Annotated in this window: 17 protein-coding genes; 11 read left to right on the forward strand and 6 right to left on the reverse strand. The window is 42.2% G+C overall.

The window, feature by feature from the left end:
• Window positions 1-81 precede the first annotated feature (81 nt).
• The 3 genes from EGM47_RS02690 (at window position 82) to EGM47_RS02700 (ending at window position 3,273) form a co-directional block, all read left to right on the forward strand.
• Window positions 82-1,854, forward strand: a complete 1,773-nt coding sequence (locus tag EGM47_RS02690) for a tetratricopeptide repeat-containing sensor histidine kinase (RefSeq protein WP_124979218.1) — start codon at window positions 82-84, stop codon at window positions 1,852-1,854.
• Window positions 1,851-2,564: a response regulator gene (locus EGM47_RS02695; protein ID WP_124979219.1), complete on the forward strand. Its 714-nt coding sequence runs from the start codon at window positions 1,851-1,853 to the stop codon at window positions 2,562-2,564. Before EGM47_RS02690 ends, EGM47_RS02695 begins: the two co-directional genes overlap by 4 nt.
• Before the next feature lie 235 nt (window positions 2,565-2,799).
• Window positions 2,800-3,273: a CYTH domain-containing protein gene (locus EGM47_RS02700; RefSeq protein ID WP_124979220.1), complete on the forward strand. Its 474-nt coding sequence runs from the start codon at window positions 2,800-2,802 to the stop codon at window positions 3,271-3,273.
• Between the two features lie 463 nt (window positions 3,274-3,736).
• On the opposite strand, the gene pbpC is transcribed toward EGM47_RS02700, so the two are convergent.
• The 3 genes from pbpC to EGM47_RS02715 form a co-directional block, all read right to left on the reverse strand.
• A complete protein-coding gene (gene pbpC, locus EGM47_RS02705; protein ID WP_206052097.1) occupies window positions 3,737-6,076 on the reverse strand; it encodes a penicillin-binding protein 1C in 2,340 nt (779 codons plus the stop codon).
• Between the two features lie 67 nt (window positions 6,077-6,143).
• Entirely contained in the window at window positions 6,144-6,932 is a 789-nt protein-coding gene (locus EGM47_RS02710; RefSeq protein WP_124979221.1) for an NAD(P)H-binding protein, read from the reverse strand.
• Window positions 6,925-9,321: a M28 family peptidase gene (locus EGM47_RS02715; RefSeq protein WP_124979222.1), complete on the reverse strand. Its 2,397-nt coding sequence runs from the start codon at window positions 9,319-9,321 to the stop codon at window positions 6,925-6,927. The genes EGM47_RS02710 and EGM47_RS02715 overlap by 8 nt, the downstream gene beginning before the upstream one ends.
• Window positions 9,322-9,573: 252 nt before the next feature.
• Here EGM47_RS02715 and EGM47_RS02720 point away from each other — a divergent pair, with 252 nt between their 5' ends.
• The 4 genes from EGM47_RS02720 to aat all read left to right on the forward strand — a co-directional run bounded on the left by EGM47_RS02720 (window position 9,574) and on the right by aat (window position 12,094).
• The gene (locus EGM47_RS02720; protein ID WP_164510820.1) at window positions 9,574-10,377 is read left to right on the forward strand and encodes a flavin reductase family protein; all 804 of its coding nucleotides are present in this window, start codon (window positions 9,574-9,576) and stop codon (window positions 10,375-10,377) included.
• Window positions 10,378-10,380: 3 nt separating this feature from the next.
• On the forward strand, window positions 10,381-10,755 hold the full coding sequence (locus EGM47_RS02725; protein WP_124979223.1) for a DUF3127 domain-containing protein: 375 nt from the start codon (window positions 10,381-10,383) through the stop codon (window positions 10,753-10,755).
• Window positions 10,756-10,802: 47 nt separating this feature from the next.
• Window positions 10,803-11,258, forward strand: coding sequence for a GNAT family N-acetyltransferase (locus EGM47_RS02730; protein ID WP_124979224.1), 456 nt, complete (start codon window positions 10,803-10,805; stop codon window positions 11,256-11,258).
• A gap of 179 nt (window positions 11,259-11,437) precedes the next feature.
• On the forward strand, window positions 11,438-12,094 hold the full coding sequence (aat, locus tag EGM47_RS02735; protein ID WP_124979225.1) for a leucyl/phenylalanyl-tRNA--protein transferase: 657 nt from the start codon (window positions 11,438-11,440) through the stop codon (window positions 12,092-12,094).
• A 2-nt stretch (window positions 12,095-12,096) separates the two neighbouring features.
• Here aat and EGM47_RS02740 read toward each other — a convergent pair whose 3' ends face one another.
• Genes EGM47_RS02740 through EGM47_RS02750 form a run of 3 tightly spaced genes read right to left on the reverse strand, consistent with a single transcriptional unit; the run spans window position 12,097 to window position 13,907 of the window.
• Window positions 12,097-12,756, reverse strand: coding sequence for a DUF2490 domain-containing protein (locus tag EGM47_RS02740; protein WP_124979226.1), 660 nt, complete (start codon window positions 12,754-12,756; stop codon window positions 12,097-12,099).
• Entirely contained in the window at window positions 12,737-13,348 is a 612-nt protein-coding gene (locus EGM47_RS02745) for a hypothetical protein (protein WP_124979227.1), read from the reverse strand. The genes EGM47_RS02740 and EGM47_RS02745 overlap by 20 nt, the downstream gene beginning before the upstream one ends.
• On the reverse strand, window positions 13,335-13,907 hold the full coding sequence (locus EGM47_RS02750; protein ID WP_124979228.1) for a DNA-3-methyladenine glycosylase I: 573 nt from the start codon (window positions 13,905-13,907) through the stop codon (window positions 13,335-13,337). Before EGM47_RS02750 ends, EGM47_RS02745 begins: the two co-directional genes overlap by 14 nt.
• Before the next feature lie 160 nt (window positions 13,908-14,067).
• On the opposite strand from EGM47_RS02750, the gene EGM47_RS02755 reads away from it, so the two are divergent.
• The 4 genes from EGM47_RS02755 (at window position 14,068) to EGM47_RS02770 (ending at window position 23,144) form a co-directional block, all read left to right on the forward strand.
• Window positions 14,068-14,562, forward strand: coding sequence for a nuclear transport factor 2 family protein (locus EGM47_RS02755; RefSeq protein WP_124979229.1), 495 nt, complete (start codon window positions 14,068-14,070; stop codon window positions 14,560-14,562).
• 18 nt (window positions 14,563-14,580) lie between these two features.
• Window positions 14,581-17,460, forward strand: a complete 2,880-nt coding sequence (locus tag EGM47_RS02760) for an alpha/beta hydrolase family protein (RefSeq protein ID WP_124979230.1) — start codon at window positions 14,581-14,583, stop codon at window positions 17,458-17,460.
• 116 nt (window positions 17,461-17,576) lie between these two features.
• Window positions 17,577-20,918, forward strand: a complete 3,342-nt coding sequence (locus EGM47_RS02765) for a T9SS type A sorting domain-containing protein (RefSeq protein ID WP_124979231.1) — start codon at window positions 17,577-17,579, stop codon at window positions 20,916-20,918.
• Between the two features lie 174 nt (window positions 20,919-21,092).
• Window positions 21,093-23,144: a M13 family metallopeptidase gene (locus EGM47_RS02770; RefSeq protein WP_164510810.1), complete on the forward strand. Its 2,052-nt coding sequence runs from the start codon at window positions 21,093-21,095 to the stop codon at window positions 23,142-23,144.
• Window positions 23,145-23,195 lie beyond the last annotated feature (51 nt).

Raw genomic sequence — 23,195 nt, forward strand, 5'->3', positions numbered from 1 at the left:
GATTAATTATCCTATATTTATTTTCCCTACATTAATGATTTAGCAGGTAGTTCAATCGACTGCTTCCAATCATTTGATCCTTTGAACACGAAATTTTTACATATAAGGATTCCAGATGGGAGTGTATTAATTTGCCCTCTCCTTATCATCTATTTGCTCTGCGCCTGGTATCAACCTGCTCACGGCCAAACACCTTTTCAAACTGAGCACTTATCGCTGATTGAGGACTATGTGCTGACCAAGAAACTAGCCTTGGCTCAGCTTGAAATTGACCAAATACTAGCAGATTCTCTTCAAGATCCCATGACCAAAAACGCGGCGACTGCGTTTCAGGTGGAAATCATGGTCGAGAAAGAACAATACGACAAAGCCATAAAAAACGCGCTGGAGTGCCTTGAAGATAAATCATTTCCTCCTGCCTTAAAAGTACGTCTATGGATACAGCTGGGTTTAATTTATGAAGTCCTTCAACAGCCGCAAAAAAGCCTGGACTACCTACATCAAGCCCAACGTTATTATATCTCTAACCCCAAGGATAGATATTACGGTGTTTTCCTCTATCGTAAATCTTCATTGCACCGGGTCAATGACCAGCCAGAACTAGCACTTCCTTTGGCCAGAAAAGCACGGGAATTTGGTGAGAAAAATGGTTTTTTTGACGTGAGTGGTTCAGCCTATTTTCTGTTGTCTAGCTTACATCGAGAAACAGACAGCATTATTGCCAATAAATATCTCAAAAAATCCATGGAGCATTTTTCTCAAATGGAAGACCCCAATGGCGTTGCGGCGATGTTGGTAAATCTAGCCATGGTAGAAAACAACAAATACAACTTTCAAGAGGCCCTCAGACTGACCGATTCAGCTTTACAAATTGCCAAAAGCAATAAGGATCAGATGACTATTGAATCTTCTTACTTGGCCAAAAGCACCATTTTTGAAAAAAGAGGTGATCTTGATTCGGCTTTGCACTATTATAAAATCTATGACGATGTTGGACTTCAGCGAGTGATTCAAGAGCAGCGTTCCAATATTGAGAAAATAAACACGGATTATTCCCTCAGGCAGGAAATACTAGAACGTGAGCAAGCAGAAAAACGACTAGAGAGCGCCAAGGCATTCAATTTGTACCTTTGGATTTTCACCGGGATATTGGTGTTGGTGTTGTCATTTCTAACTTGGATTGGGTTTCGCTTAAAGCGAAAAAACAATCAGATTTCCCGACAGCAAAATGAAATCCAAACTTCACACCAGGAGTTGGAAGCAGCTTTGGTGAAAAAACAATCCCTACTGCGCGAATTGAACCATACTGTCAAAAACAATTTAACCCTCATTCTGAGTCTGGTCCAATTCCACGTGGAGGAACTAGAAGATCCCATGTACAGAAATAAAATTGAGGTGTTGGAAAAACGCATCAGGGCAATAGCATTGGCTCATAGTCAGCTGACGTATACTGAATTGGTGGCTGATGGGCATTTTAGTGACCTGTCGGATTATTTTCATCAAATCAGACTGGCACTGGGCTCCCTCGAACAAGGACGAGTACATTACCACTTTAATATTCAGCCATTAGAAGTAAAAATACGTACGGCATTACCATTGGGGATATTAATTAATGAATTGATTTCCAATAGCCTAAAACATGCAAAAACCAAGAACGGTGAATTAGAAATACACTTGAACTTGGAAAAACAAAATGATCACATTGAAATCACCTATTCAGATTCCGGAAGCACATTTACCGATGAAGTGGATCCTGGGCTCGGACTTTTTATCATCAATAGCATGGTAGAACAGCTGGACGGTACATTAGAGCAAGTGGACCAAACTTATTTAATTTCCTTTAGTATTTTATGAAAGGCAAAAACATATTAATCGTAGAGGACGAAGTCTTAATTGCGGCACAGATTAAACTGTATATCACCAGAAAAGGTTACCACTGTGTGGGTATGGCGACCAATTATAAAAAAAGCATGGAGATACTGGAACGTCAAGCAGTTGATCTCGTTCTGCTTGATATCAATATTCTGGGGGATAAGTCAGGCATTGATATCGCCAGACAACTCAATGAGAATTACCAAATCCCCTTCATCTATCTCACCAGTTATACAGATGATGAAACCATCAAAGAGTTGGTAGAGACCAGCCCAATGGCCTACCTAAACAAACCTGTGAGTGAAGTTGGTCTCAACACTACATTGGATATCGCATTCAAACAGATAAAACAACAAAACGGGCAACCCCATCGAATTATGATTGGTAAGACCCAGCATCAATTGGTGCCAGATGAAATTGATTATATCTTGGCAGACCATGTCTATGTAGAACTTCACATGGGAGGTAATAAAAAGACATTGCGCAGTTCTTTGACCAAATTCCTCGAAAAATTCCCAGCGAATAAATTCATACGGATCAACCGCAGTACGGCGATCAATCCTATGAAAATTAAAGAGCTAAACGGTAGAAAAGTCAAGATTGGTGACCAGGTATTTGCTATTTCTTCCAGCTATATGGAGCAGTTGGTCGATGTTTTGAATATTTCAGAACAAAAAGACGGTGATTCGTAACAATTTTTTGTGACCACTTCAAAATCTACATAGCTTCGTTACTGAGATGAGATAAAAATCATTTTACAAGGGAAACGGTTTATTTGTTTAAACCAACTAATTAAGCCACTGTTTTGTAGGGGAAACAGTGGTTTTTTTTATAAATTCTGCCACCATCATCTACTGGAGATAATAATCTACATCTCTTCTACCAACTTGTACTATCTTGCATCATGAGCCTATAATTCCATAGCTTATGATCGAAATTGAGCGTAAATTTTTACTAAAGGATCCAGGGATTCTTCGTGATTTAGAAGGCAGTCGTGTGATCCAAGGATATCTTTCTTCAGATCCTGATCGAGCGGTGCGCATTAGGATAATTGGAGATCAAGGTCTGCTCACTATAAAGGGAGCCAGCAGTGAAGACGGGCTCAGCCGCTATGAATGGGAAAGGAATATTGGTGTCAAAGATGCACAAGAACTTCTGAAGTTAAGTTTGCCCGGCGGCATCGATAAAACCAGATATAAAATCAAAGTGGATGCCCATACTTGGGAAGTTGACGCTTTTCACGGCCCCAATGAAGGACTGTTTCTGGCCGAAATTGAGCTCAATAGCACAACAGAAAAATTTGTCCGTCCCGATTGGTTAGGTGAAGAAGTTACCGGCCAGCGCCGCTTTTACAATGCCTATATCAATTCAAAGCCTTATTGCACCTGGGAAAATCTTTGATGCTGCTCCTTTTTCAATAATTCTGGACGGCAAATCTGCTTCAAAGGAATCTGATTCCATTCCACTTTTATAAAATGGTCAACATGTTCTACCAGTTGTTCAACATGCTTTAAACCAGATCGGATATCAATTACTGACAATAAATAATTTCAAACAGTACATTTGAAGCAACCCTATGAAATATTCAATGGCTCAATAGACCCAATGACTCTATTCTGAAAGAAAATTAAGCCCACCTACGCAAAAAGCATATCGCTTATTTCAACTGAATTTGTAAAAGAGAATATCCCAGGTGGATAAAACCGATGAATAAATGTGGCGATAAATAAACATTGTATTATCGGATCCGCTTGAAATTATTCAGGTAGATAGGCTTGGCTTGTTGGGATTCCTTGGTAAAAAGCGTAGTGCTCGAGGTCAAGACGATAGGTGGACTGCCAAAGGAGAATATTCAAAAAAACTTTTATTCAAAATTCACATATATACGAGTGTCGTGGCCGTCTTCATCCATGGCCGTGATCAACCTTCGACCTTTTTTACCCTTAATGGCTAATTCATGAAAGTTTTTGGTGGTTCCCAGATATTCATCATCCATATACCAATATACCGAATGTTCTGGCGAAATATGGGCCAGCTTAAAAACCACCTTGTTATCCTTTCCTTCTACGTTTTTCGTCAGCGGAATACTCGTATTATGCATGGGTTGAATGAATTTCATTACCACCTGCTCCCCTGGAGTGCAATCTGCCCGATATTCAGGTAGTTTTTTATAATCCGGATGTGTTCTGGAATAATAATAGGACATTACAGCGGGTAGGACAAACCAGGGTTCATTTTGAATCTTCCCCAATGGCTCGCAATCAGCATTTACCTGAAATTCTCCTGAGGCATCCAAATGTATTTTTTTATGATACGGGCAAGGAGTAAACTTGGAGCCTACTGAGGGAATCCATTGCTTTTCTATCGGACAGATCGGACTGGCCAGATGACCCGATTGCTGACAGATATCGGCTTGTATCATATCATCGTATGGTGGATCAAACCATTTTGTGGTAGGCAGCCTGTTGAATAAGTCAAATAAGATGGGTGCTGCGCTGCCGATCCCAGTCATTTCTGCCCTACCTTCTCCATCTGCATTTCCGGTCCAAACTCCGATCACATAGTCTGGAGTCACACCGATTGCCCAGGCATCTCGATTCCCAAAACTTGTTCCAGTTTTCCAAGCAATGTCCCGATCTGGATGAAAGAAGTGCCAAACCTCCTCTCCAGCGGGTCGATTCACCTTTTTCATCGCTTCAAAACTGTGATAAATACTACCAGCTCCATAGATAGTAGGTTCCGCAGACCATGTTACTTCCGGTTTTTTATTGTTTAATCTATAGGATAGGTGGTCCATGATCTCAGGGTCATATTGGCTGCTATAAGTAGTGTAGTCCTGTAGCGTATTGGCCATAGCCATATAAGCACGACTCATATCCCACAGGCTGCTTTCTCCACCACCTATGATAAGGCTTAGCCCATAAACTCCTGGGCCTCGATCAATATCACGCAATTGAAGCGTTTGTAATTTGTTATAAAATCTGGGAACACTGTGCTGCCTTAACATACGCACGGCCGGAACATTAAGCGATCGAGCCAAGGCTTGCGATGCGGGTACTGCTCCCTGATAGGTACGGTCATAATTTTCTGTGCTGAAACCGTCAATGACCGTGGGGATGTCTCTCACTAAGGTATGCGGGAGTAATTCGCCATGATCAAGCATGTTGGCATAAAGTAATGGCTTGAGTACACTACCTGTACTGCGAGGGGCTGTAATGATATCTACATCCTTTTGGTGATCGCTGGTGGTTGGTGCATTTCCGACATAGGCGGCTACAGACCTTTCTTTAACATTCAGGACCAGCATGGCGACATTGTTCACACCGTTTTGTTGCAAGATGGCATGATGATTAGCTACAATGCTATTGACTTGCTCTTGCATCTGGTGGTCGATACTGGTACGCATCTTGGTTGAGCCATGTTCCTTTAAAACACGTTGAAGCAAATGTGGAGCAAGTTGAGGAACCTTAAAATCTTTGGTGGGCATCTCTTCAGAAATGGCCAGTTCATAATCCATAGCGGTTAAAATACCCTCTTGATGCATTTTTAAAAGCAGTTGATCACGTTTGTCTTTCAAATCACTTTCTCTTCTTCCTGGATAGATCAGTCCAGGAGCATTGGGTAAAACAGCCAGGACAGCACTTTCAGCCCAACTCAGTTCGTGAGGTTTTCTTCCAAAATACCTCCAGGCCGCCATCTCCAGCCCTACCACATTCCCTCCATAAGGTGCGTGTGAAGCATAAAGTTCAAGGATTTCTTTTTTGGATAGTTTCCATTCCAAACGGGTAGCCCAGATCAATTCGATAAATTTTTCGGTATAAGTTCGATCACGCTTTCGCGAAAGACGAATAACCTGTTGGGTAATGGTACTCCCACCACGCACCACTTCTCCCGCCGAAATATTATCTGACATTGCCTTAACAATCGCCACTGGATTAAAGCCTGGGTGCTCGTAGAAATGCGCGTCTTCGTATTGCAGCAAGGCCTGCTCGTATCTGTAGGGAACGCTGTCCACGGCTGGAAAGCGCCACTGGTCATCCTGGGCGATATGGGCATCTAGAAGTCGGCCATTGCGGCTTTCAATCACCGTGGAATAAGGAGCGTTAAATAATTGCTCCGGTAAGCAGAAGATATACCATACCAATAAAATGGCAGCCACCGCCAATTTGATTTTGTGCCGGAACAACAACCGCTTTATACGCATGGTTAGTTGATTATTTGTGGTGATGATTGATGTCCAAGATACCCGATTTCCAACTCCTGTACAATATTTATGTAACGGTGAATGGGAAAACGATGGACTGGATACGCTTACCTACTGATGCTGATTGGTGATCAAATTTAGGCAGGGATATGCCCATTTGTCGGGCCGCCTCCTGATAATAGGATTCCTTTGGCTCGTGTGGAATACTAATTCCGTGAACCAATTTGGGTAATTCCTCTTGATCAATAATTTGTTTGATCATCTTTATAAGCGCTGATCTTTCTACCAGATTGACAGGAGCATCAGGATTGGAAAGATCCTGACGTCCGGATAAATAAGTGACAGGATGCCTGTTCCCTCCAATTAAACCGCCTGGCCTGATGATACAATATTGCGCAGTCATCTCTTGGATTACTTCTTCGGCGGCGATCAGTTGTTGAGCATTAGACGAACTAGCATTGGGCAAGTCTTCTTCAGTGTAAATAGGAAATGCTGCGGTATCCTTAAAAACACTAGTGCTCGAGATAAAGATGGTTTGCGGTATATCATACGCGCGAGCAAAGCTCATTAACATCTTCATGCGATAGGCAAAGTCACTTGCTGGATTTTGACGTAAACCCGGCGGAATGTCAATCAATAGGATATCCAAGCCTTGGAGAAAAACCTGAAGATCCCCCAGGATTTTTTTCTCTTGAACATCGATCATGACCGACTGAATTCCCTGTCGCTCCAATGCATCGAGCGTCTGCCTATCTCTGGACGTGCCTCTTACATCAAATCCTGCTATGGACAATTCAACAGCTAGGGGTTTACCCAACCAACCACAGCCCAGTATGCCAATGGTTTTTTTACTCATTTTGTAGAACAGAGTCAGCTGCCATTTCTGGGCGTGAAAGCCTAAGGTAGCGCTTTCTCAACACGGCATCATTCAATACAAACGGCATACTCATTTCGTCACGGTCTCTTCGGCGCACGTCCAGTTCGCTATGGTTGAACAAGTCAAACGAAGCGGCATAAAATTGAAGTTCTGGTGCTGTTTGGGCATCAAAAACCAATTCAAGCTCAAGGGGCTCATTATCTTTGATATAATAACTCAGCATTCTATTGCCATACCTATTGGGGAATGCCTTTCCAGAGTTTTTGTCTTTATAAGCTGGTTTTCCGTTGACGCTGGCATCCTCAAATTGAAATTCTTCATCAGCAAAAATCTCCAAACGTTGGACGGGACTCTTGCTATGCACCTTCAACACTACCCGTCGTAGATCCTGATATACCGTATCTATAAGTTTTTGGAGCTCTAATTTTGGCAAGCTGATATATTCAGCGGGAACCGCATAGCTGAATCCGGTTCCGTATTTGGAGTCGATGGTGTTTTTATTCAATTGTTCAGCCGTGGTCGGATCTTCACCCAATTTTGATTTGGTCCAATCTCCCAAAGCTCGATCATAGGTGGCCCATTGGGCCTGTTCCTGGTCCTGATCAACTACATAAACCAGACTGGTAGGTTTGGGTTGTTGTGGGGAGAATTCCGCTTTCGCGAAAGCGAGACCTACACAAACAATGGTAATTAACAATGAAATTCCTGCCAGCAGCCCTTTTTTGCGATAATGCCCAAAAATCGGAACGAGCAAACCAAAAAGTAGGGCAGTCAAAATAGCTGCAACAAATAATATTTTCATACCCAAAGCCACTGGGAAAGCTTTGATAAACGGGCTGAAAATAAAAATGGCTGGTACTGCCAGCAACACCAATATTACATAGCTGGGGCGTTTTTTGTAAATATTAAGCCAGAGCATGAGCAAGCCCGCAAATAATGGAATGACAAAAAAACCTGCTCCTGGAAGGAATACATTGGGGATCAGGCCACCTTCACCAACGGGAAAAGCGATCAGTAAGCAAATGAGCCACAGTACAATTAATGGAGCTACACTTAGGCTGGCTATGCGATCGCGATGATAAAACTTGTGATATAAATAAAAGGAAACACTCAGGGACATAAATACCGCACAAGCGATTAACCAATATCCATTGTACGGAAAACCATGCACCTGATCTATATAAAAGTCGGTTTGTGCGATCATTTTCCAGGCATAATAGGGAAGTACAAACCCCAGCACCAGACTGCCCAAAAATGGAATGAATCCGCCAAAAAGGTGTTTGAGTTGGATGCGATTTTTCTTTACCCCTAAAACGATGAGGAACAACAAGGTTAAACCTGCAACAATGATGAGCGCAGCCAGCCATGAAAAAGGAAAGGTCATCATTTTCACCAAGGGCATGGGGAAATAAACCAGATCATCTCCCTTGTCCACTTTGAGATCCGATTGCATGTCAATGGATGAAAAATGCGACAATAGGGGCATCAGATAAGCGCCTTGATGTGCCAAGGTGTTGCGGTCCAAACGTTCATAGTTATCCAGCTCTGTATGGTAATCATAATGATCTCCTATAAATGCAAAATTAAGTCCGTTGATATCGCCGTCTTCTCTAAACACGGTAAGATCAGTATCGTTGGGAATCATTTGATAAATACTGTAGGCCAGCGAATTGGCGACGGGGTAATCCACTCCTGCAACACTAAATTCCTCTATGATTTTGCGGTTCCCACCATTAGTTTCTACCAACATATAACTGGGGCCACCACTCCCACGGGCTTCAAAATTGAGTACGAGAGAAACATCCTTGGCCCAGGGATGTTGATTAACAAAGAGTTCAGCACCGTTTAAACCCAGTTCTTCGGCATCGGTAATACAAATGATAATGTCGTTTTCTGGGGTTTGATTTTGTGCTAGATAAGCCCTCACACCCTCTAGAATGGTGGCTACGCCGCTGCCTGCATCACTAGCGCCATAGCTAGAATGCGGATCGCTGTCATAATGGCTTAGCAACAATAAAGCATTCTCGTTGGACCTGGACCCTTTGATCCGCGCCAAAATATTCGTGGGTCGGGCCATGTTTCCCCAGCGATCCAGGGTAGTGCCTTCTTGCAATTCAGTCTTCAGCCCCATTTCTTCCAGGGTTTGCACAATATAGTCCCTGACCTTGTCATGGGCTGTACTGCCTACGAAATGAGGTTCCTGGGAGATGGCTTGCACGTGCTCTAGGGCACGTGCCGTGGACCATTGGGTTTTGGGTACGTCCTGCTTGACCTTTGAAGATGGTGTCTGACTATAAAAGGCATACCAAACCATTATAATTATAGCAAGAAATGAAATGGCCGAGGTAAAATGGGATTTGGGCCTCATGGTTGTTATTTTAGATAGGCGAAAGTTACTAAATTTATAGGTTGGCTGCTTCTTTGTTCGATCCTGATCTTGGCGAGAAAAATGATTATACATCCGTATTGACATGTTCAGAGAGCGCTAGTGGATGTCTTCCAATATTTTGCCTGCTCTGGTATAGGTTTCTCTAGGGGAAATACTACCTTTGAAATCTTATTTGTGAGACCTGTGAAAATTGATCCTAAAGACATAAAAACTGCTCAGCTGCACGGCATTATGTTGGGGGCAGTACAGCCCAGACCTATCGCTTTTGCCAGTACGGTAGATGCTGAGGGAAGGGTCAACCTTTCTCCCTATTCATTTTTCAATGTTTTTAGTGCTAATCCACCAGTGATGATTTTTTCCCCAGCCAGACGTGTGAGGGATAACACGATCAAACATACGTTGGTCAATGCACAAAACACTAAGGAAGTGGTGATCAATATTGTCAATTATGAGATCGTCCAGCAAATGTCTTTGAGTAGCACAGAATATGCCGAGGGGGTCAATGAATTTGAGAAGTCAGGACTTACCGAGGTTCCCAGTGAGGTGGTAAAGCCGCCCAGGGTCGCAGAAAGCCCGGTCCAGTTTGAATGTAAAGTAAAGGAAGTGGTGGAGTTGGGCCAGGAAGGCGGTGCAGGTAATCTGATTATTTGCGAAGTGGTGATGGTTCATGTCAACGATGCAGTATTGGACGATCAGGGTAAGATTGACCCTTTTAAAATCGATACGGTAGCTAGAATGGGTGGCAATTGGTATTGTCGTTCAAAGGATGCCATGTTTGAAGTTCCCAAACCTTTGTCCAGCTTGGGTGTGGGTGTGGACGCCATTCCCTCACATGCCAGAAACAGTGACGTGTTGACTGGTAATGACCTTGGGAAATTAGGAAACGTCGAGCAGGTGCCAGATCAGGAGGAGGTGATCGCTTTCGCGAAAGCGGAACAAGCCTATGACCTGAAATTAGAAGAAAAACACATGAGAGCCAAGGAGCGGATCGCTAAAGGTGAATTGCTAGAGGCTTGGAAATATTTATTATTATAGACTATGGAAGTACAAGGAAAGATTAAATTGATAGGAGAAACCAAGACGTATGGTTCCAATGGTTTCCAAAAAAGAGAGTTAGTCGTTACTACTGAAGAGCAATATCCACAGCACCTGATGATTGAGTTTGTTCAGGACAAAACCAGCTTGTTGGACGCATATAATGTAGGAGATGCCGTAAAAGTTGGTATTAACCTAAGAGGTCGCGAGTGGCAGAGTCCGCAGGGAGAGATCAAATATTTTAATTCCATTGCTGGATGGCGCATAGAAAAGGTAGGCGCAGGCGCACCGCAAGGAGCGCCAGAGGTGCCACCTTTTGACGAGTACGAGCCGGTATCTAATTCCAAGGATGAAGATCACGATGATCTTCCGTTCTAAAACTGACAAACCAGGTGATTTCACCTGGTTTTTTTATATCCTATAACATGTTGAGCCTGAAACGTACCACGGCCAAGAATCCGCCTTTTGTTCAATTGGTAGCACAACTAGATGCCTATCTTTCCCTGACTGATGGAGAAGAACATGTCTTCTTTCATCAATTCAATTCCATCTACGCACAGCAGGAAGTTGTGGTAGCTTATTGGGGAGATCAGGCGGTAGGTTGTGGAGCAATGAGGAAGCTGGATGAGACTACGATAGAGGTCAAGCGAATGTTTACATTACCTGAATGTAGAGGCAAAGGTATAGCCAGAGCTGTACTTGCCCATCTCGAAGAATGGGCCGTTGAATTGGGGTTTGATAGAATTATCTTGGAAACTGGTGCGCGCCAACCTGAAGCAATCGCGTTATACCAGAACTGTGGATACAAAGAAATCGACTGCTATGTACCCTACGAAGCGGTGGACAATAGCCATTGTTTTGAAAAACAGCTTCAGATGTGAAAATAAGGCTTCCAATAGACCCAATAAAAAATCCCAAGTGTATGACTTGGGATTTTCATTTTTAATAGGTTAGTCTTCAAACAAACTCAAAAAAAGCAATGATGAAAATAAATTAGATTTGAAGACTATTCAAAGATTGTTATTTTTCAGGGTAAAACCAAACTAAATCTTCATTTTAATTGTACTTACTTGATGATCTTCTTTATTTTCCTGATCCATTAGAGGCACCGGCCCATGGGCTGGCAGCCATTGGAGGAGATTTGGAAGTAGAGAGATTGTTGTTGGCCTATCGTTCAGGTTTCTTCCCATGGTACAATGATGGAGAGCCTATTTGCTGGTGGAGTCCAGACCCTAGAATGGTTTTTAACCTGAACCTTGATGCTCCCATGCGAATTACAAAATCCTTGGCGCAAAGCCGACGAAACAAGGGCTATGTCATCAAGGAAAACACTTGTTTTGAAAGAGTCATGCGAGCTTGTATGAGTGTTCCTAGATCAGATCAGGACGGCACTTGGATCAACGAAGATATGGTCAAAGCCTATGTAAACTTGCACGAAATGGGACATGCCAAAAGCCTAGAGGTATTTTCTAATGATGAGTTGGTTGGCGGACTTTACGGAGTTGATCTTCCAGATCACGGAATTTTTTGTGGGGAAAGCATGTTTTCCCAAGCCACCGATGCTAGCAAGATTGCGCTCTGGTGTCTGGTGGAGCAATTACAAGAAAAGAATTATCAACTCATCGATGCCCAGGTCTACAATGACCATTTGGCCAGTTTGGGAGCAGTAGAGATGGACAGGAATAAATTTATTGAGTGTCTTCACCGCAGGTATTAAGTTTACATGCTGTAATAGAGACCTAGGTTCAAAAAAAGCAATTTTTCATTGTCCCTGCTGAAATCTTCAAATCTATATTCACCTACGAATTGGATTTTTATATCCTTGCTTATTTTTCTACCCAACCCCAGACTTGTTCGCTGATCATAACTTGGGTTTTTATTGTTTTCGGCAATAAATAAAGCTTCAAGACTTCCGGTCAGGTACCATTCTGACGCATCTGTCACTGACCCATTCAAAGGCAATGAAGCTGATAATCTGTATCGCCATCGGTGAGTAATACGTTGATCCCTCCATCGCTGATCCCAACGCAGCCTATGGGCTAATTTAAAGGCATTATATTTTCTGGCATGTACAAATTGTTCCGTAAAACGAATTTCTTCCGGACTATCTTCGTCCAAGAGTTCGCGGTACATCACCCCAGCCCCCAATTGAGTATAGAAGCCTATTTCATAACTGGCAAATTGCGCCACTTGAACATGGAGGGCGTCCCAACCATCATTGGTAGAATTGCGTTGTGCTGCAGCGGTATTGAAACTCCACCGGGCATTGTTGTGCCAAGAGAGATTCACGGCTGGCTGTACAAGCAGATCGTCAATCACCTGGCTGGACAGAGCCATTGGCAACAGCAGGAAAAACCACCTAAAATAGAAGGAAGTCATATTCCAATCTTTTTATATCGCGTTGTTGGATTAGTCTGCCTTTAGGATCAAATAGCATTTCCTTCCTGTAGATTTTGCGCTGGTCTTTAAAGGCAACGATGAGCTCATAGGCATCTGGTTTGTTGTCATCCATGAGCTTGATTAAATCGGTCAAACTTCTTTCATTTGACCGGTATTGCTGTTGAACCTTTTCAATACGAAATCGCCTTGCTATCGTGTCCAACCGATTACTGATCTGTTGGCGCAATACTCGTGGAACCTCTGAGTTTTTGATTTCAATCTCAACATCTTCAAGCACACCTTTCTGGTCAAATTCGATACTATATCGCTTGCGTCGATATTTAAGTTTTGCTTCATAACTCAGGTTTACACCATCAGTTTCTTTGTAGTAATCTACCTTTTTCCTGGCCCGACCAATTTGTTGTACCACGGGCAAAGCGATGAGAGGAAAGTCAGTGGCATCAATCTTTTCCTCCCGCTCTGTTTTTTCTTGAGCATTATTTTGATCGGACTGTGCACTGGCTTTCCATCCTGAAAGGAATTGCAGCAGTATAACCACTCCTATTATTTTAATAAAATTAGACCTGATCATATCTAAAACAATTTACCTCGTGATCGTTTACCATACCTACCGCCTGCATAAAAGCGTAGACGATCGTAGGGCCTACAAACTTAAAGCCAAGCTTTTTAAGGTCTTTGGAAATTTTTTGAGAAAGGGCTGTCTGTGCAGGTGCATCTTTGTAGCTCGCCAGCTTGTTTTTAATTGGCTTACTATCCACGTAGGCCCATATAAAATTTGAAAAACTTCCATATGACTCTTGTATCTTAAGATAGGCCTGAGCATTAGAAACGATTGAATCAATTTTTAAACGATTGCGGATGATACCAGGGTTTTCCAGCAATTCCTTTTTTTTGCTTTCGCCATACCCAGCTATTTTATGCACATCAAATTCATCAAGTGCTTCCCTGTAGTTATTTCGCTTCCGTAAAATAGTGATCCAACTGAGTCCCGCCTGCATCCCTTCAAGTATCAAAAATTCAAACAAGCTGTGGTCATCAAATACAGGAACGCCCCACTCTTGGTCATGATAGGCTTTATATAATGCATCTCCCTGACACCAGCCACATCTGTGTTTTTCTTGTTGATTCATCAGAATCTGATTATGTTATCATTAATTTGGAAGTTGTCTGAAAGGTACAAAGGCCTACAGACTTAGCCGTCATTCATAAAGGATAATTCAGTTCACTTACATCCATTTCTATGCGTTTTTTCTCATAAGCTTAGTTGCTGAAATGCCCTATATTTACGGTATGAGACCAATTTTTCTTTTTTTAATTCCGCTTATTTTTTCAATATCCTGCTCGAGTTATTCCCATGTAGATACACAGATGGCAGGTCATCAAATAGATGCTTGGCATCAAGCCGCTGCCAATGCTGAATTCGATACTTATTTTGATTTGATGACCAGTGACGCAATTTTTATAGGGACCGACGCCACTGAAAATTGGTCCCTTAAGGAGTTCAAGACCTTTTCAAAACCCTATTTTGATAGAGGTAAAGCTTGGTCTTTTGAATCCCTGGAACGCAACATGTACCAAAAAAATGCTTTGGTATATTTTGACGAACTCCTCGATACGCAAATGGGCATTTGCCGTGGTAGCGGCGTAATGGCTCAGGAAGATGGTCGGTGGAAGATTGCACATTACGTGCTGTCCATTGCTGTACCCAATGAAAATGTCGCATCGCTTACCGAACTCAAAAAGGAATGGGACACGGATTATATCAACCAACTGCGCAACCAATAGCGAATTTATTTAGAACAAATGAGAGGACTGACTATACTTTTAATTTTTGGAGCTTTTCTTTTTTCCTCAGCTCAACAGAAGCCAATCACGCATCAAGATTATGATTTGTGGAAACGCAGGGGCGCTGTAGATATCTCCCCTAGCGGTAATTTGGTAGCCATCAGTGTGGTTACTGGTACAGGTGATGGGGATGGTTATTTACAGATTTACGATAAACAACAATCAACATCTGTATTTCTTTTTAATGGAATTCAACCTCACATCAGCTCCGATGAAAAATATATCTATTTCCTACAACGACCAATTTATGACTCGCTGCGCCAACAGAAAAAAAAGGAGGTAAAGAAAAACGAACAGTCCAAGAATAGTTTTATGGTCTATGATGTGGCGCTCGGCAAGGTTACCGATTCTATCGCAAGGGTAAAAAAGTTTGTGGCCAGCGATAAAGCGAATCATTTTGTTATTCTAGAAAAGTATAAAGACCTGAAGAAAAAAGAAAAGGATTCTGTTACGCCAGCCCAGGAAGTGCAGGAAACTAAAAAAGAAAAGCGGCGCAGGCTCAAGCAAAAGAAAAAAGAGGTGGAAAAAGAACTTGAGACCCTAGAAAAAAGGGAAAACCCAAGAGATTTCACCAAAGAGGACTACCTTATCGTTTATCAACCAGTTACTAAAACTCGGGATAGTATTGATAACTATGAACACTTTGCCATGCCAGAAGAAGGCAGCGGATTTATCTATACACGCAAACAAGGTAAGGATCTAAAGGACCATGGAATTTATTATTACAATTCAGAAGATCGCAGACACGACACTTTACTCAATACGGCCTGGCGGTATAAGGACCTGGCCATCGATAAGTACGGTCAGCAGTTGGCCTATAAAGTAGCGATGGACAGTACTGAAAAAGACTCCCTTCAATTTGAACTGTATTATCAGAAAACACCTCAAAGCTTTACCAGGCAGTTAGGTTACGGCGATCAGAATATCAAAGAAGGGTGGGAACTAACGGCTAGCAGACCCCCAAGATTTTCTGATGATGCAAAACGCCTTTTCTTTTATACCCAACCAAAATTGCGCTACACTATAGATACCACCCGACTGGAAGAAGAAATACCAGATGTGGATGTGTGGAACTATAAGGATCGGATGGTGCAACCCGAGCAAAAATCAAGAGCTTCTCGTCTAGCAGGCCAATCGGCAACGATCATCTTTGATACAGAAACAGAATCCGTGTCCTTTCTGAATGATTATGAAATGGAAAACACGGATGTTGGGGAAGAGTTGGAATCCAGATTTGTGATTTATCGTAATTCTGATGATTTTGATATAGCGAGATCCTGGGATTATCCCTGGCGCGCTGATTATCTTGTGGAGGACCTGAATAACCGCAGCCGTAAATTAATGATCAACAATTCTGGAAGTTCGCCTATCAGGGTTCCTGGGGATCGATATGCTGTCTATTTCAATTACGATACCCAGGACTGGCATAGTATGGACCTGCAAACACAAATAGGCAAGAACTTGACAAAGTTTATAGAAGTTAGTTTTGCCGATGAAGATGATGACCATCCAGCACTGGCAGCAAGCCATGGATTTGGCGGTTTTGATGCTGATAGCCATGCTTTGGCCTATGATAAATATGACATTTGGAGGCTCGATCCTTCAGGAGTGAATCCGCCTGAAAACATCACAAAAACAGGAAGACGAAGTCAAATCACTTACCGTACTTATCGACTGGATAATGATCAACCCTATTTGGCCACTTATTATCAGGATGGACTTTTACTATCTGCGTTTAATCATCAAGACAAAACCACTTCTTTGGTACAATTAACGCCAGAAGGAATTAAAACGATCTATGCTTCCAATAACAATGAAGTTTCCGCTTTCGCGAAAGCGGAAAAATCAGACGTTTTATTGGTACGGACCAGCAGTTTTACCAAATATCCTGATTTGGAAATTTTAACTCCTACTCAGAAAAGCCGTCTTACAAATATGAATCCGCAGCAAGATGAATTTGCCTGGGGTAGTGTGGAGTTGGTAAAATGGAAGGCTTACGACGGTACAGCGCTAGAAGGATTGCTTTACAAACCAGCAGGTTTTGATCCGGAGAAAAAATATCCTATGATCGTATATTTTTATGAAAAATATTCCGACCGCTTGCATCAGTACTGGTCTCCTCAGCCTAGTGCGAGTACCGTTAACTTTAGTTATTTGGCCAGCAACGGGTATTTGGTATTTGTTCCAGATATCGTTTATCAAGATGGTCATCCAGGAGAGAGTGCTTATAATTGTATTGTTTCTGGTACAGAAGCCATGGAGCGCAAAGGGTTTGTGGACAGTAATCACATGGGGCTGCAAGGCCAGAGCTGGGGAGGTTATCAAACCGCGTATTTGGTAACCAGGACCAACAAATACGCTGCTGCAATGGCAGGAGCTCCAGTAAGTAATATGACCAATGCTTATGGAGGTATACGTTGGGGCTCTGGTTTGAGTCGTGCTTTCCAATATGAAAGGTCGCAATCCAGGCTTGGGAAAGATCTGTGGAGCGGATTGGATTTGTATATTGAAAATTCGCCTTTATTCCACATTCCCAAAATCCAGACCCCATTACTGATGATGCATAATGATGAGGATGGAGCAGTACCTTACTATCAAGGCATCGAAATGTTTATGGGAATGAGAAGATTGGGGAAACCCAGTTGGTTATTGGTTTACAATGACGAAGCTCACAATCTTCGCAAAATGAAGAATCGCAGGGATCTTTCCCTGCGTATGATGCAATTCTTTGATCACTACCTGAAAGGCCAACCTGCTCCTGTGTGGATGACGGAAGGTCTCCCGAGACAGAAAAAGGGTAAACAACTGGGTTATGACCTAGAAGAAAGTGAAAATTAGAAAATAACGATTATTCGTTTAAAAGGTGAATTTAATGGATTAAATGACTTTTTTAAGATGTTGTTTACAATTCGTGATATTTAGGACTTATATTGCTAGTCCTAAAAATATTACAAATGAGAAAGACCCTTTCTTTCCTTCTACTTTTCATGACTTCCCTTGCTTTTTCTCAACTAGGCACCGAGGCGCCATGGATGCAAAATCTTGAAGTGGCTAAGAATTCTGACGGCCCAACTTATGAGCAGATAAAAGCGGCAGGTGAGGCTTATTGGCAAACACATGATAAGGAGGCTAAAGGAAGTGGTTATAAGCCTTTCATGAGATGGGTGGATCAAGCAGAGGCCTATGTAAAAGCCGACGGTACTATTCAAACTACCGCAGACATCGAATTAGCAATAAATAGCAGATTGGCCAAAAATGTTCAAATGGACAATTCAAACTGGTTGCCCGTAGGTCCATTTACTTATAATAATTCTGGTTCTTGGTCTCCTGGTCAAGGAAGAGTCAATGCCCTTGTCGTTGACCCCAATAATTCTAACATATATTATATGGGAACTCCTGGTGGCGGAGCTTGGAAATCAACAGATGCCGGAGTTACTTGGATGCCACTGACCGACTTTTTTACTAGGATTGGGACCAGTGCCATTGCTGTTGACCCAACTGATTCTAATGTCATTTATATAGGGACAGGAGATGATGACGGTGGACATACTTCCAGTATAGGCTTGTACAAATCAACGGATGGAGGAGCTAATTTCTCACCAACTGGATTAACTTTTACAGGTAATTCTGCAAACATCAGTGAGGTATATCTTGACCCTACAAATTCTAATACTGTATTTGTTTCTTCCAATACTGGCTTCTATAGGTCAACAGATGCAGGTGCGTCTTTTACCAGGACTCTTACAGCGAATGTTAAGGATATCAAATTAAAACCAGGGGATTCAAGTACGATCTATTTATCTACCACTAACTCTTTTTATATCTCCAACAATGCTGGGTTATCCTGGACTCAAATAACTAGTGGTTTACCTGCTAATCAAGGCAGGTCGGTGATAGGAGTTTCTCCGGCAAATCCCGCTTATGTTTATTTACTGATCATTGATAGCCAGGCTAACCTAGTAGGGGTGTACCGTTCTATTGATAGCGGGATCAATTTTGTAGATACAGGAAATACGAGCGATATTTTGGAGCACCGACAAGGTTGGTATAACCTAGCTCTTGAAGTTTCCCCTACTAATGCAGATATCATTTATACGGGTTGTTTAAATGTATGGAAATCTTTTAATGGGGGTACAACTTTTTCTAAGGTCAACAATTGGAATAGCCCCTCACAGCCTGTGTATACCCATGCGGATATTCATCAGATCAGACAGTTCGGAAACGAGTTGTTTGTTCTGTCAGATGGAGGTGTGTACCGCAGTACAAATGATGGAACAAGTTTTACTGATCTTACAGCTACTGCCCAAATTGGTCAATTCTATAGAGTAGCAGTAAGCGACCAATCCAGTAATGATATTGTAGGTGGACTACAAGATAACGGGGGCTTTGCTAGAAATACGACAGGGTGGCACGTCTACTATGGCGCCGACGGTATGGATGGAGGTATTGATCCAATTAATCCAGATATTAGGTACGGATTTATTCAAAGTGGCCGAAGCTTGTATTTTACAACTACAGGAGGTAATACAAGAGCAGGCAGAATACCAGGGCCAGCATCTGGGAACTGGATTACTCCGCTCAAAGCGGATAGTCGAGGAAATATTTATGCTGGCTATACCAGTCTTTATACTGTAAGTGGAGCTTCATTTTCACAGGTCTCCCAAAACTTTGGCAGCAATATCGATGTCATTGAGATCGATCCTTTAAGTGATGACACCATTTATATAGCAATTGATAAAAACCTTTATCGCAGTACGAACGCAGGAGTCAACTTCTTACTGGTTTCAACATTTCCTGAAAACATAACCGCAATTGAAGTGAACAACAACGATAGTTCTATTCTATATATAGCCACGAGATTTTCTACAGGCCGCGTGTATAGAAGTATCGATGGTGGTAGTAGCTTTCAAGATATCACTTTAAACTTGCCGAATCTTGGAAAAAATACACTGGTACACCAAGGCTTGAGTTCCGATGAACCTCTTTTTGTTGGAACCACAGTCGGAGTTTACAGATATGACGATGTTAGCAGTACTTGGAATGTTTTTGGAAACAACCTTCCGAATGTCAATATACGGGACTTAGAGATAAATACCAACGACATGATACTTACTGCTGCCACTTATGGAAGAGGGGTTTGGCAGACAGGGGTGCAACGTGTTTCAGCACCTGATGATATTTCTCTTAGTGCGTTGGAATCAGATTTACAAGGTATCAATTGTAATAGCAGTGATATAACCGTCACGGTACAAAATACTGGGTTAAACACCATTAATAATTATACGTTGAGTTATAGCCTTGATAATGGTTCCGTAGTAACCCGTCAGGAGACGGTTACCATTGCACCGCAGGCTTTTTCCAGTACGATCATCTCAGGGTTGAATTTAGGGATTGGAGATCATGAATTGAATATTGAAGTTCAAATTCCCAATGATACATTTGTAGCTAATAATAGCTCTTTCATACTATTGTCAAAAAACAGAGATGCTGTCATCAATGATGTACATCAATTTGATACCCGAGCATTTTTAGAGAGTGGCTCGTTATGGGAGAGAGGAGTGCCCAATGGAATCGTCCTAAATACTTCTGGAGCAGGTGGTAATTCCAATGTTTATGCTACTAATTTAGATGGTCAATATACCAATAGCACTATCTCTTACCTATATTCAGGATGCTATGATTTATCCAATGTTCAAAACCCAATTGTGCAATTTGATATGGCCTTTGAAATTGAAACTAATTGGGATCTTCTTTATTTAGAGTATAGTGTTGATTCTGGTGATACCTGGAACATACTCGGGACAGCTAACGATCCCAATTGGTATAATTCGAGCAACCAGCAAAATAATTCTAACTGTGTCAATTGCGTGGGTGCACAGTGGACTGGAACTCAACCAGCACTTACACAATATTCCCATGACCTTACGCAATTTATGGGTGAGCCTGCGGTGATGTTTAGGTTCAAATTTCAAACTGACCGATCGATAACCAGGGAAGGTGCAGTCATTGATAATTTTGTGGTCACGGGAACCTTGAGCAATGATGAGGTGTCTGGATTGGAAAATATGTTTACCATATACCCTAACCCATCCAGCGGTCTATTCCAGTTGTCATGGAATGGTGATTCTTCCTTTGATTATGAGGTGTATGATGTAAGTGGTAAACGCATCCTTGTCCAGCAAAACAATAGTGGCAATCAGCATCTCATTGATTTAAACACTGTGGCCAGTGGGATGTATTTCCTTAAAATAACTTCTGACAATGCTTCGGTAACTGAAAAATTACTCGTCAGATAATAGGCCAATGAAGCATTGAATAAAGTCTTGACATTTCACTTGGACCAAAGTGAAATGTCAAGACTTTGTCATTCATGATTAGGGATTAGTTAACAGATTCTGAAGGAGAATTAGTTAATTTTCGGACAGTAAATTTTTCCTAATATTTTGGAAATCAATATCACTAGAATGACAATGAAACAAATAAGCCTATGCCTGTTTGCGATGGCGACTATACTTACTTCCTGTAAAAATGACGTAGAGGTTAAGGAAGAGAAAAAACCGGGTTTGGAGCTGGGTTATATGGATACCAGCGTCCAGCCACAGGATGATTTTTATCGCTACGTGAATGGGAAATGGATAGATTCTACAGAGATACCTGCCGATCAAAGCGTTTGGGGAGGGTTCAATAAACTACGTAAGGATACCGATGCTGATGTGTTGGCCATCTTGGATCGTGCTATGAATGATAAGGATTTAGATCCTAATTCTGATCAGGCCAAAGCTGTTTACGTTTACAAAAGTATTTTGGATACCGTGGCAAGGAACGAGGCGGGTTATAAACCTATCCAACCTTATCTGGATCAAATTGACAAAATTCAAAATCTTGATGAACTCTTAGAGGTCAACGCAGCACTTTCCAAAAAGGGGACATCTGCACTTTTTAGAATTGGCGTAGGTCCGGATGCCATGGATACCAATATGAACGTTGCCCAATTGGGTCCTGGATCCTTGGGGATGCAACGTGAATATTACGTAGAAGCAGACGCAGATAGTAAGGAAAAATTGGCTGAATACGAATTGTATGTAGCCAAAATGTTCCAACTTACGGGCACTTCAAAAGAGGAGGCTCAGCAAAAGGCTCAAGAAATCATCGCTTTTGAAAAAGCCATGGCAGAACCTAGATTGGATAAAGTTACCCGCAGGGACCCATCAAAAACATATAATCCTATGAGTGTGGAAAACCTCAAAAAAATGGCGCCAGCGATTGATTGGGAACAATATTTTGAGGAGGCAGGAATGAAAGAATTTTCAGATTTAATCGTGAGCCAGCCGGATTATATCAAAGCCCTGAATCAATTATGGAAGCCGTCCAACCTTGAAGTAATGAAGGACTACATGAAATGGGATGTGATCAATAGCAGTGCGGCAGCCCTGTCCACCGACATTGAAGATGCCAGCTGGGAATTTTACAGCAAGACCATGCGTGGCGACAAAGAGCAACGTCCTATGGATGAGCGTGCTTTATCCATCGTCAACAGGAGTTTAGGTGAAGCCCTAGGCCAACTTTATGTGGACGAAAAGTTTCCGCCTGAAGCCAAAGCCAAGGCCAAGGAAATGATCGAATACGTCAAAATGGCCTACGAGAAACGTATCAACGCGTTGGATTGGATGAGTGAGGCCACCAAAGAACAGGCCATTGAGAAACTGAATGGTATGAACATTAAAATTGGCTATCCAGATGAATGGAAAGACTATTCAGAAGTAGAGATAAAGAGCCCAGAGGATGGCGGTAATTTGTTTGACAACATGATGGCGGTTAACGAGTACAATCGTCAGGAAAACTTGGAGAAATTAGGTGAACCAGTGGACAAGACCGAATGGTTCATGTCCCCCCAAACCGTCAATGCTTATTATAATCCATATTACAACGAGATCGTGTTTCCTGCAGCTATCCTTCAACCACCTTTCTACAATTATAAGGCAGATCCTGCCATCAATTTTGGAGGTATGGGTGCGGTAATTGGCCATGAGATTTCTCACGGATTTGATGATCAGGGAGCCAAGTTTGCCGCCAACGGTAATATGATTAATTGGTGGACTGAAGAGGATGAAGAACAATTCAAGTCTTTAGGTAAGGATTTATCCGACCAATACAGTGCGATTGAAGTCATGCCGGGGGTTTTTATCAATGGTGATTACACCCTGGGAGAAAACATCGGCGACCTTGGTGGTGTGAACGCTGCCTATGACGCCCTCAATATGTGGCTGGAAGACAAAGGCCAGGTGGAGGAAATCGATGGATATACCCAATCACAACGCTTTTTCTTGAGTTGGGCCACGGTATGGCGAACCAAAATGCGCAAAGAGGCGCTACAACAACGGATCAAGGGTGATACCCATTCGCCTGGAATGTATCGCGGTTACGTCCCGCTTCAAAACATTGATGCCTTTTACGATGCTTTTGACATCAAAAAAGGGGATGGTATGTATTTGGAGCCGGAAGACCGAGTACAAATCTGGTAATTTTATCATATATGTTTCCCAAAACTTAAGGCTTTTGATTCTCGAAAGCCT

This window comes from Nonlabens xiamenensis (genome assembly GCF_003865345.1).
Taxonomy (GTDB): domain Bacteria; phylum Bacteroidota; class Bacteroidia; order Flavobacteriales; family Flavobacteriaceae; genus Nonlabens; species Nonlabens xiamenensis.

Coding starts and splice junctions, on each gene's coding strand:
- EGM47_RS02695 (WP_124979219.1), top strand. CDS start 1,851: ATGAAAGGCAAAAACATATTAATCGTAGAGGACGAAGTCTTAATTGCG.
- EGM47_RS02700 (WP_124979220.1), top strand. CDS start 2,800: ATGATCGAAATTGAGCGTAAATTTTTACTAAAGGATCCAGGGATTCTT.
- pbpC (WP_206052097.1), bottom strand. CDS start 6,076: ATGCGTATAAAGCGGTTGTTGTTCCGGCACAAAATCAAATTGGCGGTG.
- EGM47_RS02710 (WP_124979221.1), bottom strand. CDS start 6,932: ATGAGTAAAAAAACCATTGGCATACTGGGCTGTGGTTGGTTGGGTAAA.
- EGM47_RS02715 (WP_124979222.1), bottom strand. CDS start 9,321: ATGAGGCCCAAATCCCATTTTACCTCGGCCATTTCATTTCTTGCTATA.
- EGM47_RS02720 (WP_164510820.1), top strand. CDS start 9,574: ATGTTGGGGGCAGTACAGCCCAGACCTATCGCTTTTGCCAGTACGGTA.
- EGM47_RS02725 (WP_124979223.1), top strand. CDS start 10,381: ATGGAAGTACAAGGAAAGATTAAATTGATAGGAGAAACCAAGACGTAT.
- EGM47_RS02730 (WP_124979224.1), top strand. CDS start 10,803: ATGTTGAGCCTGAAACGTACCACGGCCAAGAATCCGCCTTTTGTTCAA.
- EGM47_RS02740 (WP_124979226.1), bottom strand. CDS start 12,756: ATGACTTCCTTCTATTTTAGGTGGTTTTTCCTGCTGTTGCCAATGGCT.
- EGM47_RS02745 (WP_124979227.1), bottom strand. CDS start 13,348: ATGATCAGGTCTAATTTTATTAAAATAATAGGAGTGGTTATACTGCTG.
- EGM47_RS02750 (WP_124979228.1), bottom strand. CDS start 13,907: ATGAATCAACAAGAAAAACACAGATGTGGCTGGTGTCAGGGAGATGCA.
- EGM47_RS02755 (WP_124979229.1), top strand. CDS start 14,068: ATGAGACCAATTTTTCTTTTTTTAATTCCGCTTATTTTTTCAATATCC.
- EGM47_RS02760 (WP_124979230.1), top strand. CDS start 14,581: ATGAGAGGACTGACTATACTTTTAATTTTTGGAGCTTTTCTTTTTTCC.
- EGM47_RS02765 (WP_124979231.1), top strand. CDS start 17,577: ATGAGAAAGACCCTTTCTTTCCTTCTACTTTTCATGACTTCCCTTGCT.
- EGM47_RS02770 (WP_164510810.1), top strand. CDS start 21,093: ATGAAACAAATAAGCCTATGCCTGTTTGCGATGGCGACTATACTTACT.